11 protein-coding genes are annotated in these 16,488 nt (G+C 69.0%); 8 read left to right on the forward strand and 3 right to left on the reverse strand.

Features of this window, described 5'->3' with window-relative positions:
• Positions 1-98: 98 nt before the first annotated feature.
• From PIQ37_RS11945 to PIQ37_RS11955, 3 genes are all read left to right on the forward strand, one after another.
• A complete protein-coding gene (locus PIQ37_RS11945) occupies positions 99-1,955 on the forward strand; it encodes a sulfotransferase (RefSeq protein WP_342073633.1) in 1,857 nt (618 codons plus the stop codon).
• A 322-nt stretch (positions 1,956-2,277) separates the two neighbouring features.
• Entirely contained in the window at positions 2,278-4,989 is a 2,712-nt protein-coding gene (locus tag PIQ37_RS11950; protein ID WP_267108906.1) for a TonB-dependent receptor, read from the forward strand.
• A gap of 98 nt (positions 4,990-5,087) precedes the next feature.
• A complete protein-coding gene (locus tag PIQ37_RS11955; protein ID WP_342073634.1) occupies positions 5,088-5,675 on the forward strand; it encodes a 2OG-Fe(II) oxygenase in 588 nt (195 codons plus the stop codon).
• Between the two features lie 93 nt (positions 5,676-5,768).
• Here PIQ37_RS11955 and mntP read toward each other — a convergent pair whose 3' ends face one another.
• The 3 genes from mntP to acs form a co-directional block, all read right to left on the reverse strand.
• Positions 5,769-6,344, reverse strand: a complete 576-nt coding sequence (mntP, locus tag PIQ37_RS11960; RefSeq protein ID WP_342073635.1) for a manganese efflux pump MntP — start codon at positions 6,342-6,344, stop codon at positions 5,769-5,771.
• Between the two features lie 726 nt (positions 6,345-7,070).
• Entirely contained in the window at positions 7,071-7,736 is a 666-nt protein-coding gene (locus tag PIQ37_RS11965; protein ID WP_342073636.1) for a response regulator transcription factor, read from the reverse strand.
• A 129-nt stretch (positions 7,737-7,865) separates the two neighbouring features.
• Positions 7,866-9,809 carry an acetate--CoA ligase gene (gene acs, locus PIQ37_RS11970; RefSeq protein ID WP_342073637.1) on the reverse strand — a complete coding sequence of 648 codons (1,944 nt, stop codon included), beginning with the start codon at positions 9,807-9,809 and terminating at the stop codon, positions 7,866-7,868.
• Between the two features lie 215 nt (positions 9,810-10,024).
• Between acs and PIQ37_RS11975 the strand changes: the two genes are divergently transcribed.
• The 5 genes from PIQ37_RS11975 to PIQ37_RS11995 all read left to right on the forward strand — a co-directional run bounded on the left by PIQ37_RS11975 (position 10,025) and on the right by PIQ37_RS11995 (position 16,047).
• The gene (locus tag PIQ37_RS11975; RefSeq protein ID WP_342073638.1) at positions 10,025-11,437 is read left to right on the forward strand and encodes a DcaP family trimeric outer membrane transporter; all 1,413 of its coding nucleotides are present in this window, start codon (positions 10,025-10,027) and stop codon (positions 11,435-11,437) included.
• A 33-nt stretch (positions 11,438-11,470) separates the two neighbouring features.
• Positions 11,471-11,788 (forward strand): DUF485 domain-containing protein, encoded by a 318-nt coding sequence (locus PIQ37_RS11980; RefSeq protein ID WP_017911420.1) that lies wholly within the window; start codon positions 11,471-11,473, stop codon positions 11,786-11,788.
• Positions 11,785-13,515: a cation acetate symporter gene (locus tag PIQ37_RS11985; protein WP_342073639.1), complete on the forward strand. Its 1,731-nt coding sequence runs from the start codon at positions 11,785-11,787 to the stop codon at positions 13,513-13,515. The genes PIQ37_RS11980 and PIQ37_RS11985 overlap by 4 nt, the downstream gene beginning before the upstream one ends.
• Before the next feature lie 122 nt (positions 13,516-13,637).
• Entirely contained in the window at positions 13,638-14,321 is a 684-nt protein-coding gene (yjjG, locus tag PIQ37_RS11990) for a pyrimidine 5'-nucleotidase (protein WP_342073640.1), read from the forward strand.
• 289 nt (positions 14,322-14,610) lie between these two features.
• Entirely contained in the window at positions 14,611-16,047 is a 1,437-nt protein-coding gene (locus PIQ37_RS11995; protein WP_342073641.1) for a coniferyl aldehyde dehydrogenase, read from the forward strand.
• Positions 16,048-16,488: the final 441 nt, after the last annotated feature.

The following is a 16,488-nucleotide window of genomic DNA, read 5'->3' on the forward strand; positions in this document are numbered from 1 at the left end:
GCAATGTATGGGCTATGTGGCAGCCGTCGGCGCGGCCGGCGTGGCGCACGGCGCGGGCGGGCGGCTAAGGTGGAGGACCGCCCACGACCCGCCTGCGCATGACCTCCCTGGACGACACCGCGATCCCCCCGCTCCCGGAGCTGCTGGCGGCGCTGGAGGCCGGCCAGGCGCAGATCCTCGAACGCGGCGCCCGCGCCTACCTGCGGCAGCGCCCCGACGATGTCCTGGCCAGCAGCCTGCTGGCGATGAGCCTGCAGATGCAGGGCCAGCCGGCACCGGCCGCCGCGGTGTACCGCGCGCTGGCCGAGCGCGAGCCGCACGAGGTGGCGCACTGGAACAACCTGGGCACGGCGCTGCGCGAAGCCGGCGAACCCGGCCCGGCCGCCGAGGCCTATCTGCGCGCCCGCGCGCTGGCGCCGGACGATCCGCTGCCGCACCACAACCTGGGCCTGTTGGCGATGGACGCCGGCGATTACGCCGCGGCCCGCGAACACCTGCTCGATGCCCACGCGCTGGCGCCGCAGGCGCCGCCGCTGTGCGTGCACGCGGCGATGGCCTGCCATGAGTGCGGCGACTTCCAACGCGTGCAGGCTCTGATCGCCGACTGGCGACAATGGCCGCCGCTGGATCCGGACACCACCGTGGAACTGGCCTGGCTGCTGTCGCAGGGCGGCGAGACCGACACCGCCTGCGACCTGCTCCGCGCCTGTGCCGAGGGACCGATGGCGCAACCGGCGCGTGCCTGGTCGCGGCTGGTGCTGGTGCTCGAGCGCGCCAACCGCCTGCCGCAGGCGCGCGAGGCCGCAGCGCAGCTGCCGCCGCCGGAACGCATCGACGACCCGGACGTGCGCCAGGACGCCAGCAATGCGCTGGCGGTGCTGGCCATGCGCGAGGGCCACTGGCAGCAGGCGCATGCGCTGCTGCGCGGGCTGCTGGCCGACGGCAGTGCGGTTGACCGGCGCAAGCAGAGCAACCTGTTCTTCGCCCTGGCACGCGTCTGCGACCGCCTTGGCCTTCACGACGAAGCGCTGCAGGCCTGCGCGCAGGGCCATGCCGGCCAGGTCGAGGGCCTGGCCGCGCTGGTGCCTGAGCTGGCGGCGGCGGACGCACCGCCATTGCCGGTCGCGCAATCCCGCTGGGATCCGGCACGCCATGCCGCGGCACGGCCCGTGACGGCACCGGCCATGGCCGACTCGCCGATCTTCGTGGTCGGCTTCCCGCGCTCGGGCACCACCTTGCTGGAACAAATGCTCGACGCCCACCCGCAGTTGGTGGCGATGGACGAGCGGCCGTTCCTGCAGGGGCTGGCCGATCGCCTGGAGGCGCGCGGCGTGGCCTGGCCGGATGGGCTGGGCGAGCTCGACGATGCCGCCTGTGACGCGCTGCGCGCCGAGTACTGGCAGGCGGTGCGCGGGGTGGTGCAGCTGCAGCCGGGCCAGCGCCTGGTCGACAAGAACCCGTTGAACCTGCTGCGCCTGCCGCTGATCCGGCGCCTGTTCCCGGAGGCGCCGGTGATCCTGGCGCTGCGCCACCCCTGCGACGTGCTGCTGAGCTGCTACATGCAGGCATTCCGCTCGCCGGCGTTCGCCCTGCTGTGTGCCAGCCTGCCGCGGCTGGCGCGCGGCTATGCCGACGCAATGGAGTTCTGGCTCTACCACGCTGCCTTGCTGCAGCCACGCGCGTTGGAGCTGCGCTACGAGGACCTGGTGGCCGATCCGCAGGTGCAGGTGGCGCGCCTGGGACAGTTCCTGCGGCTGGAGCAGCCGGAGCGGTTGCTGGACTTCCAGCGCCACGCGCGCGCCAAGGGCTTCATCAGCACGCCCAGCTATGCGCAGGTGGTGGAGGGCATCAACCGCAAGGCCCTGGACCGCTGGCACGCCTACCGCAACGTCTTCGCGCCGGTGCTGCCGCTGCTGCAACCGTTCCTGCGACGCTGGGACTACCGCGTCGAGTGAGCGTTGCGTGTTGTCTGAACCGTTCCCGTCTGCTGGTTGAACGGCAAAAACGCAGCGTGCGCTGTACCGCGCTTGAAGCGGTGTTTTTGTCAGGGGCTGGCGCACGTTGGCACACCGAAACAACACCCTTCTTATAAAAAACTAACAAGTGCCTGACGGTCCTGTAATGGACCGCTGGCCCGAGGCATCCATTTCACCCGCCGCGCGTTTCCGCGCCCGGGACGGTTCGCGCCTGCGTGCAGCCGGCGCTTGTCGCACATCACATGAGGTCTTCCCGATGTCCGTAGCAAAGAACAGACTCGCTCACGCCGTTTGCCTGGCCATGGCGACGCTTCCCGCCACGCTCTATGCGCAGAGCGCCACGCCGGCGGCGTCCGCGTCCGGCGACGCGCCGGTGACCCTGGACAAGCTCACCGTCACCGGTTCGCTGGTGCGCCGCGTGGATGTGGAGACCGCCAGCCCGGTCGCCGTGGTCGATCGCCAGCAGATCCAGCAGAGCGGCAAGCAGACCCTGGGCGACCTGCTGCAGGCGCTGCCCGGCATCGCCGGTGCCGCGACCAACCCGCAGGTCAACAACGGCGGCGGCGACGGCGCCTCGACCATCTCGCTGCGCGGCCTCGGCGACGAGCGCACGCTGATCCTGATCGACGGCCACCGCATCCAGAACAACGACGTCAACTCGATCCCGGCCAACATGATCGACCACGTCGAAGTGCTGAAGGTCGGCGCCTCGGCGATGTACGGCTCCGACGCCATCGGCGGCGTGGTCAACTTCATCCTGCGCAAGAACTTCGAAGGCGGCGAAGTCTCGGCCAACTACGGCCAGACCAGCCGTGGCGACGGCGCGCGCCAGGGCGGCAGCTTCACCTTCGGCAAGACCTGGGACCGCGGCAACGTCGTGGTCGGCCTGGACTACAACAAGCAGAAGGACGTCTCCACCGCCAACCGCGCGTTCTCCAAGTACGCGATGTACCTGTCCAGCGGCAGCGTCTACAAGGGCGGTTCCAGCCGCACGCCGACCGGCTACTACAAGCTGCCGGCGGCGACCCTGGCGGCCAACGGCTGCAGCGCCAACGGTGCGCTGACCAGCAACGGCAGCGGCGGCTACAAGTGCTACAGCTCGTCGGCCGACGCCTACAACTACCAGGCGGAGAACCTGTTGCTGACCCCGCAGCAGCGCGTCGGCGGCTTCGTGCTCGGCAGCTTCAACATCACCGACTCGATGCAGGCGTACGTCAACGCCTACCACAACCACACCATGTCCAACTTCGCGATCGCGCCGCTGCCGTTCGACGCGCAGAACGACGGCATTACCATCGCCGCCAACAACCCGTACAACCCGTTCGGCGTGGAGTTCGGCCCCAACGGCTACGAATTGCGTACCCGCTTCAACTCGCTCGGCCAGCGCGAAGGCTTCTACGACACCGCCACCGACCAGGACGTGATCGGCCTGAAGGGCGGCATCGGCGACAGCAGCTGGGTGTGGGACGCCAACTTCAACTACGGCCACTACCGCCAGCGCAACTGGAGCCACGGCTACGTCGACTACGCCGCGCTGCAGAACGCGATCAACAGCGGGCAGGTCAACATCTTCGACCAGGGCAACGCCAACACGGTCGCCTGGCTGAAGAGCAACGAGTCGATCCCGCGCCAGGAAACCACCACCATCATGCGGCAGTGGGAAGCCAGCGCCAACGGCAGCCTGTGGGAGATGCCGGCCGGCGCCGCGCAGCTGGCGGTGGGCGTGCTGTACCGCAAGGAGAGCCTGAGCTCCTCGGTGTCGGCCAACGCGCTGATCAACAGCGACAACACCTGCGCCATCTCTTCCGAGGCCTGCGCCTCGCCGCTGAGCGGCAGCTTCAACGTCAAGGAAGCCTATGCGCAGCTGTTCATGCCGGTGCTGGAGCAGTCCTCGCCGATCGGCGCGCTCAACCTGACCCTGAGCGACCGCTACTCCGACTACAGCAGCGTGCGCTCGGGCAACAACAGCGCCTCGTTCCAGGTGGAGTGGCGGCCGATCCACGACCTGATGGTGCGCGGTACCGCGGCGCAGGTGTTCCGTGCGCCGACCATCACCGACATCTACCAGGGCCCGACCGCCGACTCGCCGAACTTCGTCGACCCGTGCATCGGCTACAGCGGTAGCGGCAACGCCAATGCCTGTGCTGGCGTGCCGGCCGGCTGGACCGGTTCGGGCCTGTCGCAGACCAACGCCATCAAGTCCGGCGCGACCTACGTCGGCTATCAGCTCAAGCCGGAGAAGGGCACCTCGTTCGACTACGGCCTGGTCTACAGCCCCGAGTACGTGCCGGGCCTGTCGGTCAACCTCGACTGGTGGAAGGTCAAGCTCAACGACCTGATCCAGCCGATCTCCGCGCAGACCGTGGCCGACCTCTGCTACAACGACAACAACAGCCCGTACTGCAGCTACATCCACCGCTATCCGGCGGGTAGCGTCAGCGCCGGCAACATCGACTACATCCAGACGCCGGTGGTCAACATCGGCAAGCTCAACACCCAGGGCATCGACCTGGGCGCGAGCTATGCGCTGCCCGACACCGACTACGGCAAGTTCACCCTGGCCGTGGACAGCACCTACCTGCACCGCTACGACATCGACACCGGGGACACGGTGGTGCACATGGCCGGTCGCTACAACTCGTCCTACGGCAACTACGCGCACTGGCGCGCGCATGCCCTGGTCGGCTGGAAGCTGGGCAACTGGGACGCGAGCTGGACCACGCGCTGGATCGGCAAGATGCAGGTCGGCAGTGGCGACCTGAGCCAGAACATGTCCGCCGATGCGGCGTTCAAGGGCGTGGTGCTGGACTACGGCAGCTACATGTACCACAACCTGCAGGTGGGCTACGACATGGCCGGGGCCAACCTGCGCCTGGATCTGGGCGTGGACAACCTGACCAACAAGCAGCCGCCGATGATGTACCAGAACAACGTGTTGAATGCGAACACCGACGTGAGCACCTACGACACGCTCGGCCGCTACTACTGGATGCGGGCCACCTACCGCTTCTGAGTGGAGCCGGTGCCGCCCGCCTGTGCGGGCGGCGCCGAAGCATGCGCCACGGCGCGTCCATGCGGGCGCGCCGTTTTGCTATGGGGGCAACGGTAGCGATGGGCATGAACCACACCGACCTGCGTCACTACGTCCGCGTCTACGACGCGGCGCTGGAGCCGGGCTTCTGCGCGCAGCTGATCGCGCAGTTCGAACAGACCGCGGCCCAGCACAGCCGCAATGGCGCCGGTCAGCGCGCCGGGCTGGACGACAGCGCCTGGACCGAACTCAACGTCAGCCGTCTTGCCGATCCCGCATTCCAGGGCTTCTTCATCGAACAGGTGCGCGCGGCACTGGCCCGCTACAACGCCGATCTCGGCCTGACCGCCGCGGTGCCCTGGCGTCCGCGCCTGGCCGACCTGCGGATCAAGCGCTACCGCGCCGACGCCGGCGAGCGCTTCCAGCCGCACTTCGATGCCTGCGATGCGGAGACCGGGCGCTACCTGGTGTTCCTGTGGTATCTCAACGACGTGGCCGAGGGCGGGCAGACCCGCTTCCTCGACCTGGACCTGGAGATCGCGCCGCGCGCCGGTCGCCTGCTGGTGTTCCCACCCTACTGGATGTTCCTGCACGCAGGCCTGCCGCCGCACAGCGGCGACAAGTACATCCTGTCCACCTATCTCGAATTCACCGCCAAGCCGGCCTGACCCAAGACGGCGGCAGTGTGGGATGGGGGCGCACGTCGCCGCACATCCCCACTCCCGAATCCCCAATCCCGACCGAAGCACGTGCCACGTCGATCAACCTGCACCATGCAGATGCTCGAACAGGATGGTGCTGCCGATCGCGATCAGCAGGGCGCCGCCGACGATCTCCGCCCGCTTGCCGGCGAGCGCGCCGAGCGCGCGGCCGAGCATGATGCCCAGGGTGACCATGGTCAGCGTGCACAGGCCGATGATCGCCGCGACCTCGACGATGTTCACGTCGAGGAAGGCCAGGCCGACGCCGACCGCCATCGCGTCGATGCTGGTGGCGAAGCCGGTGGCGGCCAGGTTCCAGAAGCCGTGGCGCTTGGGCGCGGCCTCCTGGGGCGTGTCGGACTCCGGCTTGAGGCCGGCGACGATCATGTGCACGCCCAGTGCGCCGAGCAGGCCGAAGGCGATCCAGTGGTCGAAGGCGACCACGTACTTGGACGCGGCCTGGCCGAGTACCCAGCCCAGCGCCGGGGTCAGTGCCTCGATGCAGCCGAAGATCAGGCCGGCACGCAGCGCGTCGGCCCAGCGCGGGCGCTGCATCGCTGCGCCCTTGCCGACGGCGGCGGCGAAGGCGTCGGTCGACATGGCGATGCCGAGCAGAAGAATCGAAAGAAACGACATGGGGGACCGTACCGGGACAGGCGACAACGACGAGCGCGCGCGCCCGGCCTTCGCCTTGCGCACTCGCCGCTGGTCTCGCCAACCGAACTGGCTGCCCGTACCACGGCGCATCGGCCGAGTCTGTTGATACGGGCGCTGTCCGCGCAGGGCGGACAGCAGGCTACTCCCCAAGGGGACGCGCAGTCTAACAGCGGCCAACTGCGGCGAACATCCCTGGAACGCACGCGAACCTGCAGCTTATCTTGATAGCTGCGGCTATATCGGCGATGGCTCTGCTGCGGTACGGCAGATGCGCTGGAGACGCGGAGAATGCTCGCCTCTCCGCCCATGTCGTTGCCTGCGGTGGCGCTCAGCCGTAGAGCGCGAGTGGGCGAATGTGTGCGCCCCTTCAGGACAGTGCCACGGACTTGTCTCCTTGTTCCCGCATGCAGCAACCGACGCATCGCCGCTGCGCGGCGGGACTGAAGGACAACACTGATAACGCGGTATCGCCGCGGCTCGGCATGATGTCTTGTCTCGATTGCAGGAGCGGCTTCAGCCGCGACGGGCATTCCCGGTAACGTCCGTCGCGGCTGAAGCCGCTCCTGCAAATGGCCTTCGTCGTTGTTAGGGATGCCCTGAAGGCCCTCCCACAACGGGGCACCCAGTGCGCCGTGTGCGCTCGGACAACGGACGCGCACGCGCCGCCTCCGCACCGCTCGCGCCTTCGCCAGGCGCCGCCGCGGCTCAGTCCTCTTCCGGCGGCAGCACGATGGTGTCGCTGTCGATGGCCAGCTTGCCGGCCAGCAGCACCGCCTGGGTGCGGTTGGTGACGCCGAGCTTGCGCAGGATCGCGGTGACGTGCGCCTTGATGGTGGCTTCGGACACGCCCAGGTCGTACGCGATCTGCTTGTTGAGGCTGCCGGCACCGAGCATCTGCAGCACCCGGAACTGCTGCGGCGTCAGTTCGCGCAGGCGCTGCCCGACCTCGCGTTCGGCGCGGTCGGTGGGCGGTACGTTGTGCGCTTCCGGCGGCGCCCAGTGTTCGCCGTCCAGCACCGTGCCCAGCGCCAGGCCGATGGTGTCCGAGTCGGCCGACTTGGGAATGAAGCCGAACGCGCCGTGGTCCAGCGCGCGCCGCATCACCGTCGGCTCCTCGCGCGCGGACACCACCACCACCGGCAACTGCGGATGCAGCGCGCGCATGTGCACCAGCGCGCTGAAGCCCTGCGCGCCGGGCATGTTGAGATCCATCAGCAGCAGATCGGCATCGGCGTGGCGATCGGCCAGCGCGTACAGCGCCTCGACGCTGTCGGCCTCGTACAGCTGCACCCCCGGCATCACCCGCTGCACCGCCCCACGCAGCGCCTCGCGGAACAGGGGATGGTCGTCGGCGATCAGCAGGGTGGGCATGGGGCGGGGATTCGGGAGTGGGGATTCGGGATTCGCAACAGCAAGGGCGCGGCGTCGTGCGGAAAACGAGAGCGGGAAGGGAAGCCGCTTTAGCGAATCCCCAATCCAACTCCCGAATCCCGACGCGCGTCAGCGCGTCAACCGCTCGTTCACCAACGAATCCACCACCGACGGATCGGCCAGGGTCGAGGTGTCGCCGAGTTGGTCGGGGGCGTTCTCGGCGATCTTGCGCAGGATGCGGCGCATGATCTTGCCCGAGCGGGTCTTGGGCAGGCCGGGCGCCCACTGCAGGTGGTCGGGGGCGGCGATCGGGCCGATCTCCTTGCGCACCCAGGCCACCAGTTCCTTGTGCAGGGCCTCGCTCGGCTGCTCCTCGGCGACCAGGGTCACGTAGGCGTAGATGCCCTGGCCCTTGATGTCGTGCGGGAAGCCGACCACCGCGGCCTCGGCGACCTTGGGGTGGGAGACCAGTGCGCTCTCCACCTCGGCGGTGCCGATGCGGTGGCCGGAGACGTTGATGACGTCGTCGACGCGGCCGGTGATCCAGTAGTAGCCGTCGGCATCGCGGCGGCAGCCGTCGCCGGTGAAATAGCTGCCCGGGTAGGTGCGGAAATAGGTGTCGATGAAGCGCTGGTGGTCGCCGTAGACGGTGCGCATCTGCCCCGGCCAGGAATCGCGCAGCACCAGGTTGCCTTCGGTGGCGCCTTCCAGGATCTCGCCGTCGGCGCTGACCAGGGCCGGCTGCACGCCGAAGAACGGCAGCGTCGCCGAGCCGGGCTTGAGGTCGATGGCGCCGGCCAGCGGGGTGATCAGGATGCCGCCGGTCTCGGTCTGCCACCAGGTGTCCACGATCGGGCAGCGGCCGTCGCCGACCACATCGTAGTACCAGCGCCAGGCTTCCGGATTGATCGGCTCGCCGACGCTGCCGAGCAGGCGCAGGCTCGTGCGCGCGGTCTTCTTCACCGGCGCCTCGCCCTCGCGCATCAGCGCGCGGATCGCGGTCGGGGCGGTGTAGAAGATCGTCACCTGATGCTTGTCGATGACTTCCCAGAAGCGCGACACGCTCGGGTAATTGGGCACGCCTTCGAACATCAGCGCGGTGGCGCCGTTGGCCAGCGGCCCGTAGACGATGTAGCTGTGGCCGGTGACCCAGCCCACGTCGGCGGTGCACCAGTAGATGTCGTCCTCGCGCAGGTCGAATACGGTCTCGTGGGTGTAGGCGGCGTACAGCAGGTAGCCGGCGGTGGTGTGCAGCACGCCCTTGGGCTTGCCGGTGGAGCCGGAGGTGTAGAGGATGAACAGCGGGTCCTCGGCGTTCATGCGCTCGGGTTCGCACTCGGCCGGCTGGGTGTCGACCACGTCGTGGAACCAGCGGTCGCGCGGGGCCTGCATGTCCACCGCGCCGCCGGTGTGGCGTACCACCAGCACGGTTTCCACGCTGGTGGTGCCGGGCAGCTTCAGCGCCGCGTCCACGTTCGCCTTGAGCGGGATCTTCTTGCCGCCGCGCAGGCCTTCGTCGGCGGTGATGATCAGCTTGCTGCCGCAGTCGATCACCCGGTCGGCGATCGAGTTGGGCGCGAAACCGCCGAACACCACCGAGTGGATCGCGCCGATGCGCGCGCAGGCCAGCATCGCCACCGCGGCGTCGGGGATCATCGGCAGGTAGATGGTGACGCGATCGCCCTTCTGCACGCCCAGCGCGCGCAGCGCGTTGCCGAGCCGGCACACGCGCTCGTACAGCTCGCGATAGGTGACGCGGTAGGACGGCGCGTCCGGGCTGTCCGGCTCGAACAGCAGCGCGGTCTTGTCGCCGCGGGTGGCCAGTTGCCGGTCCAGGCAGTTGACGCTGGCATTGAGTTCGCCGTCGTCGAACCAGCGGATATGGAAGTCGTCCAGGGCGAAGCTGACGTCCTTGATCCGGGTCGGCTTCTTGAACCAGTCCAGGCGCTCGGCCACCTTGCCCCAGAACGCCTCCGGCTGTTCCACCGATTGCGTGTACTGGGTCTGGTACTGGGTCTTGTCGACCCGCGCACGGGCGGCGAACTGCGGATCGACGGGGTAGAGATCGGCCATGGTTCCCTCTGCATTGAACGGGGCGCCGCATGCGGCGGCGCGTCAACGCGCAGTGTGCCGCATCCGGCGTTAAGCGCACACGCGCCGGGCCTTAGACGATGGTCGTAACTCAGCCGACGTTCGACTAATGGCCAATAGGCGCGGCCGGTGCGGTCGCGCACGCTGGGCTACGGCCGTGCGCATGCGTGCGGCCATCCATTATTCGGGAGGGAGTAATGAGCAACCGCATCGCATCCCTGGCGCGTCGCCCGTTGGCGGCCGCGCTGTTGGTGGCCCTGGTCGCGCCTGGCGCGGCCTTCGCCCAAGGCAAACCCTCGGCGCGCGAACAGGCGCTGGAGACCCGCGTGGCCGAGCTGGAGCGGCAGGTGCAGCAACTGCTGTCCGCGCAGCAACAGCAGCAGGGGCAGATCGCGCAGACCCAGACCGAGGTCGCCGCGGTCCGCTCGACCCAGGTCGCGCCGCCACCTGCACCCCCGGCGCCGCCGGCCGGCAAGGCGCCGATCCAGGTCACCACCATCACCCCGGGGGCCACGCCCGGCACTACCTTCAAGGTGGGCGGCTTCATCAAGGCCGATTTCCTGGCTACCCGCACCGGCGACGGCCAGCTCGCCGACGACGCCACCGGCCGCGCGCTGTACCTGCCCGGGCAGACCCCGGTGGGCGGCGCCAAGTCCGGTACCGACTACAACGCCCACGCCAAGTTCTCGCGGATCAACTTCGGCGTGGACAGCGTGACCGAAGGCGGCAACAAGGCCGGCGCGCTGGTCGAACTGGATTTCTTCGGCAACGCGCTGGGCACTCAGACCGCGACCAACACCTACGGCGCCACCCTGCGTCATGCCTACATGTACTGGAACCACTGGCTGGCCGGCCAGACCTGGTCCAACTTCATGGACCCGGCGGCGCTGCCGGAAGCGGCCGACTTCATCGGCCCCACCGACGGCGTGGTGTTCGTGCGCCAGGCGCAGCTGCGCTACACCAACGGCGGCTTCAGCATCGCCCTGGAGAATCCGGAAACCACCCTGTACACGCGCAGCGTGGCCGGCGTGGTCAGCACCGCCAGTTCCGACCGCGGCGCGCTGCCGGACCTGACCGTGCGCTACGGCTGGAAGGGCGACTGGGGCAGCTTCGGCGTCGCCGGCGTGGTCGGCCAGCAGAAGGTCGACAACCGCGCCACCGGCGCCGATGCCAGCAAGGCCTCCGGCGGCCTGACCCTGGGCGGCAAGTGGGTGGCCAGCGACAGCGACAGCCTGTTCTACCAGCTCACCGGCGGCGAAGGCATCGGTCGCTACATCGGCCTGGGCATCGCCCAGAACGCGGTGTACGACGCCGCCGACCGCGACCTGGACACGGTCGGGGTAGTCGCCGGCTACGTCGGCTGGCGCCACGCGTTCTCGCCCAAGCTGCGCACCAACCTGATCTACGCGCGCAGCGACTACGACAACGACACCGCGCGCACCGGCCTGGCCGTGACCAAGAGTGTGCAGAGCATCCGCGGCAACGTCTTCTACTCGCCGTTGCCCAAGGTCGATATCGGCGCCGAGCTGATGTATGGCAAGCGCGAGATCGAAAGCGGCGCCAAGGGCGACATCACCCGCCTGCAGTTCACCACCAAGTACAGCTTCTGATCCGCGCTGCGGTCACTACCCCGGAGGCACCACATGACCCTCTCCAACGACGCGCTGATCGCCAAGATCGACGCCAATCCGAAGTACCACGCGCTCAAGCGCCAGCGCAACGCGCTGGGCTGGACGCTGACCGTCCTGATGCTGCTGGCCTACTTCGGCTTCATCGGCCTGATCGCCTTCGACAAGGCGTTCCTGGCGCAGCCGATGGGCAGCGGCGTCACCACCATCGGCATCCCGATCGCGATCGGGGTGATGGTCTTCACCATCGCCATCACCGCGATCTATGTGCGTCGTGCCAACACCGTGTACGACCAGCTGACCGCTGACATCCTCGAGGACGCCCGCCAATGAGCAAGCACCTGCGCTTCCTTCTGCTGCTGCTGGCCGCGCTGCTGCCGGCCGGCGTGGCCCTGGCCGCCGGCGGCGATGTCGGCCAGACCGACAAGCAGCCGACCAACTGGGTGGCGATCGGCATGTTCGCCTTCTTCGTCGCCGGCACGCTGTGGATCACCAAGTGGGCGGCGAAGAAGACCCGCTCGGCGTCGGACTTCTACACCGCCGGCGGCGGCATCACCGGCTTCCAGAACGGCCTGGCGATCGCCGGCGACTACATGTCGGCGGCCTCGTTCTTGGGCATCACCGCGGCGGTGATGACCAACGGCTACGACGGCCTGATCTACGCCATCGGCTTTCTGGTCGGCTGGCCGATCCTGACCTTCCTGATGGCCGAGCGCCTGCGCAACCTCGGCAAGTACACCTTCGCCGACGTGGCCGGCTACCGCTTCGCGCCGACCGCGATCCGCAGCTTCGCCGCCTCCGGCACGCTGGTGGTGGTGCTGTTCTACCTGATCGCGCAGATGGTCGGTGCCGGTGCGCTGATCAAGCTGCTGTTCGGCCTGGACTACTGGGTGGCGGTGAGCCTGGTCGGCGTGCTGATGATGGTCTACGTGCTGTTCGGCGGCATGACCGCGACCACCTGGGTGCAGATCATCAAGGCGGTGCTGCTGCTGACCGGCGTGACCTTCATGGCCGTGGCGATCATGTGGCACTTCAACTTCAGCTTCGAGGCGCTGTTCGCCGAGGGCGTGCGGGTGAAGACCGCGGTGGCGGCCAACGGCGGCGCCTCGCCGGAAGAGGCGGCCAGCGCCGGCCTGTCGATCATGGGCCCGGGCGGCTTCGTCAAGGATCCGATCTCGGCGATCTCCTTCGGCATGGCGCTGATGTTCGGCACCGCCGGCCTGCCGCACATCCTGATGCGCTTCTTCACCGTCCCCGACGCCAAGCAGGCGCGCAAGTCGGTGCTGTGGGCCACCACCTGGATCGGCTACTTCTACATCCTGATCTTCATCATCGGCTTCGGCGCCATCGCCCTGGTGCTGACCAACCCGCAGTTCGCCGACGTCGCCACCGGCACCATCCACGGCGGCAAGGGTGCGGCCAACATGGCGGCGGTGCTGGTCGGCAACGCGGTGGGCGGCAACGTGTTCATGGGCTTCATCTCCGCGGTGGCCTTCGCCACCATCCTGGCGGTGGTCGCCGGCCTGACCCTGTCCGGCGCCTCGGCGGTGTCCCACGACCTGTACGCCACGGTGATCAAGAAGGGCAATCCCGCCCCGGGCTCGGAGCTGAAGGTGTCGCGCGTCACCACCATCGCGCTGGGCGTGATCGCGGTGCTGCTGGGCATCGTGTTCGAGAAGCAGAACGTGGCCTTCATGGTGTCGCTGGCCTTCGCCATCGCCGCCTCGGCCAACTTCCCGGTGCTGATCCTGTCGTTGCTGTGGAAGGACTGCACCACCCGCGGCGCGGTGATCGGCGGCTTCCTGGGCCTGATCTCCTCGCTGGTGCTGACGGTGCTGTCGCCGTCGGTATGGGTGGACACGCTGGGCAACCCGACCGGCTCGGCGCCGTTCCCGTACACCTCGCCAGCGCTGTTCTCGGTGACCATCGGCTTCGTCGGCATCTGGCTGTTCTCGGTGCTGGACCGCAGCGCGCAGGCCGGCAAGGAACGCGCCGCGTTCAAGGCGCAGCAGATCCGCGCCGAAACCGGGCTGGGCGCCTCGCGCGGGTCCGGTCACTGAGCGTGCGCGCCTAGCAGGACGCGGCCAACGCCGCACGCGACGCCGGCCTTCGGGCCGGCGTCGTCGTCTGTGCGGTGAGGCGGCGTTACCATGAGCGCCCGTTGCCTTCATCGTGCCAACGCATGCGCTACCGCTGGATCCTGTTCGACGCCGACGACACGTTGTTCCACTTCGACGCCTTCGCCGGCCTGCAGCGCATGTTCGCCGGCTATGGCGTGCAGTTCGGCGAAGCGGAGTACGCTGACTACACCGCCTGCAACCGGCCACTGTGGGTGCAGTACCAGAACGGCGCGATCACCGCGCTGCAATTGCAGCAGCGCCGGTTCGCCGACTGGGCGCAGCGCCTGCAGACCGCGCCGGAGACCTTGAACACGGCGTTCCTGGCGGCGATGGCCGAGCTGTGTGCGCCGCTGGACGGAGCGATGGACCTGCTCGACGCCTTGCGTGGGCGCGCGCGCCTGGGCCTGGTCACCAACGGCTTCGGCGCGCTGCAGAACGCGCGCCTGCAGCGTACCGGGCTGCACGACCGCTTCGAGGTCATCGCCATTTCCGAGGTGGTGGGCGTGGCCAAGCCGCACCCGGGGATCTTCTCGCACGCGCTGGCGCAGCTCGGCGACCCACCGCCGGCGCAGGTGCTGATGGTCGGCGACAACCCGCAGGCGGACATCGCCGGCGGCCTGGCCGCGGGCCTGCACACCTGTTGGTTCAATGCGCACGGCGCTGCCGCCCCGGAGGGTGTCGTGCCGCACCACCAGGTCGCCTCGCTGGCGCAGTTGCAGGCGTGGTTGCTGGAAGAGCCGGCGTAGTTCAAGCGACCGATCGCGCTCACCCCAGCGCCACCGCGTCGGGACTGAAGTCCCTCCCACAACGAGAACCGCGCCAGCATCGCGGGCCGAAGCAAAGCACACGGTAGGAGCGGCTTCAGCCGCGAGTGGCTCCATCGGGAACGGTTGTCGCGGCTGAAGCCGCTCCTACGGAGATGCGGGCGTTCGGTTGACGCGCGGCAGAAGCCGCTGACGGGAGGCTTCCTTCCGTCCTGACGCCCGGTCGCCGGGCTGCCGACAGGCAACGCAACCGCCGTCGTATAGTGCGCCCATGCCGACCTCCGTTGCCGATGCCGCTTCCACCGACACGCCGCTGGCCGCCCTGCCAGTCACCCTGCAGCGCCTGCGCGCGGCCTGGCAGTCGGCCAAGCCGGAGCGGGCGCAGCGCCGCGAGGACCTGCTGCGGCTGCGCGCGGCGCTGAAGCGGCGGTTGCCGGAGATGGCCGATGCCATCGCCGCCGACTTCGGCCACCGCTCGCGCCACGAATCGCTGATCGCCGACGGCATGACCGTGCTCGGCGAGATCGATCACCTGCTGCGCCATCTGAAGCGCTGGATGCGCCCGCAGCGGGTCGGCGCCGGCTGGCGGCTGTGGCCGGCGCGTGCGGAAGTGCGGCCGGTGCCGGTCGGCGTGGTCGGGGTGATCGCGCCGTGGAACTACCCGGTCAACCTGGCGCTGATCCCGCTGGCCACCGCGATCGCCGCCGGCAACCACGTCTACCTGAAACCCTCCGAGCACACCCCGCGCAGCGCGCAGTTCCTGCAGTCGCTGCTGGCCGAGGTGTTCCCGCCGCAGCGGGTGGCGGTGGCGCTGGGCGGGGCCGAGGTGGCGTCGGCGTTCGCCGCGCTGCCGCTGGACCACCTGGTGTTCACCGGCTCCACCGCGGTCGGCCGCAAGGTGATGGCCGCCGCCGCGCCCAACCTGACCCCGCTGACCCTGGAACTGGGCGGCAAGTCGCCGGCCATCGTCTGCGCCGACTACCCGCTGGAACAGGCCGCTGCGCGCCTGGCCACCGGCAAGTGGTTCAACGCCGGGCAGACCTGCATCGCCCCGGATTACGTGCTGATCGACGCCGGTCGCGAGGCGGCGCTGGTGCAGGCGCTGCGCGCGCAGGTGCTGGCGCGCTACGGCGATTTCGCCAGCGCCGAGGACTACACCCGCATCGTCAACGAGGGCCAGTACCGGCGCCTGCGCGGCTACCTGGACGATGCCCGCGCGCGCGGCCTGGAGGTCATCGAACTGGCCACGGTGGCGCGCGAGCGCGCCGAGCGCGAGCGGCTGATCGTGCCCACGCTGGTGCTGCAGCCGGGCGACGACGCGCTGCTGATGCAGGAGGAGATCTTCGGCCCGATCCTGCCGGTGCGCAGCTACCGCTCCCTGGACGCGGCCATCGCCGAGATCAACAGCCGCGACCGGCCGCTGGCGCTGTATCCCTTCAGCCACGACCGCGCGCGGATCGAGACGATCCTGCACGCCACCATCGCCGGCGGCGTCACCGTCAACGACAGCCTGCTGCATTTCGCCGCCAACGCGCTGCCGTTCGGCGGCATCGGCCCCAGCGGCATGGGCGCCTACCACGGACGCGCCGGCTTCGACGCCTTCAGCAAGGCGCTGCCGATCCTGTGGCAGTCGCGCCGCGCCGGCAGCGATTTGCTGAAGCCGCCGTACGCGCGGATCGCGCGCATGCTCTCGTTCCTGGTGCGGTGAGCGGGGGCGTAGCCGACGTCCAGGGCGCGCGTGCATGGCGTGGCGATAGGAGGCACGCGCGTATAGGAGCGGCTGCAGCCGCGACGCGTTACCGGTAAAGCCTCGCGGCTGAAGCCGCTCCTACAAGGGAAATGCGTGTCTCGCCAAGGAAGCGATCAATAGAGGCGTGCTTCAGCCGCGACCGGCGAAGCCCTCCGATGCAGTGCCAAGCCTGGGCCCAGACCCGGACGGACTGTGCAAGCGTCGGTCGCCCCCACAGATGTCCGACCGATCCCGCCACCGGGACGCACTGCACCCACGGCCCCAAATCGCGGCGCAGTCCACAGTCCAGCACCGGGTCGCACCCCGGAAATAAATAATTCACAGTAAGTTATTAGGTTCTCGCCCGACGCCGCCGCCGATCACGGCGGCTCAGGCTCCTGCGCGAGACGTCCGTGCGGA

Source organism: Xanthomonas protegens, assembly GCF_038442435.1.
Taxonomy (GTDB): Bacteria; Pseudomonadota; Gammaproteobacteria; order Xanthomonadales; family Xanthomonadaceae; genus Xanthomonas_A; species Xanthomonas_A sontii.

Coding starts and splice junctions, on each gene's coding strand:
- PIQ37_RS11945 (WP_342073633.1), top strand. CDS start 99: ATGACCTCCCTGGACGACACCGCGATCCCCCCGCTCCCGGAGCTGCTG.
- PIQ37_RS11950 (WP_267108906.1), top strand. CDS start 2,278: ATGGCGACGCTTCCCGCCACGCTCTATGCGCAGAGCGCCACGCCGGCG.
- PIQ37_RS11955 (WP_342073634.1), top strand. CDS start 5,088: ATGGGCATGAACCACACCGACCTGCGTCACTACGTCCGCGTCTACGAC.
- mntP (WP_342073635.1), bottom strand. CDS start 6,344: ATGTCGTTTCTTTCGATTCTTCTGCTCGGCATCGCCATGTCGACCGAC.
- PIQ37_RS11965 (WP_342073636.1), bottom strand. CDS start 7,736: ATGCCCACCCTGCTGATCGCCGACGACCATCCCCTGTTCCGCGAGGCG.
- acs (WP_342073637.1), bottom strand. CDS start 9,809: ATGGCCGATCTCTACCCCGTCGATCCGCAGTTCGCCGCCCGTGCGCGG.
- PIQ37_RS11975 (WP_342073638.1), top strand. CDS start 10,025: ATGAGCAACCGCATCGCATCCCTGGCGCGTCGCCCGTTGGCGGCCGCG.
- PIQ37_RS11980 (WP_017911420.1), top strand. CDS start 11,471: ATGACCCTCTCCAACGACGCGCTGATCGCCAAGATCGACGCCAATCCG.
- PIQ37_RS11985 (WP_342073639.1), top strand. CDS start 11,785: ATGAGCAAGCACCTGCGCTTCCTTCTGCTGCTGCTGGCCGCGCTGCTG.
- yjjG (WP_342073640.1), top strand. CDS start 13,638: ATGCGCTACCGCTGGATCCTGTTCGACGCCGACGACACGTTGTTCCAC.
- PIQ37_RS11995 (WP_342073641.1), top strand. CDS start 14,611: ATGCCGACCTCCGTTGCCGATGCCGCTTCCACCGACACGCCGCTGGCC.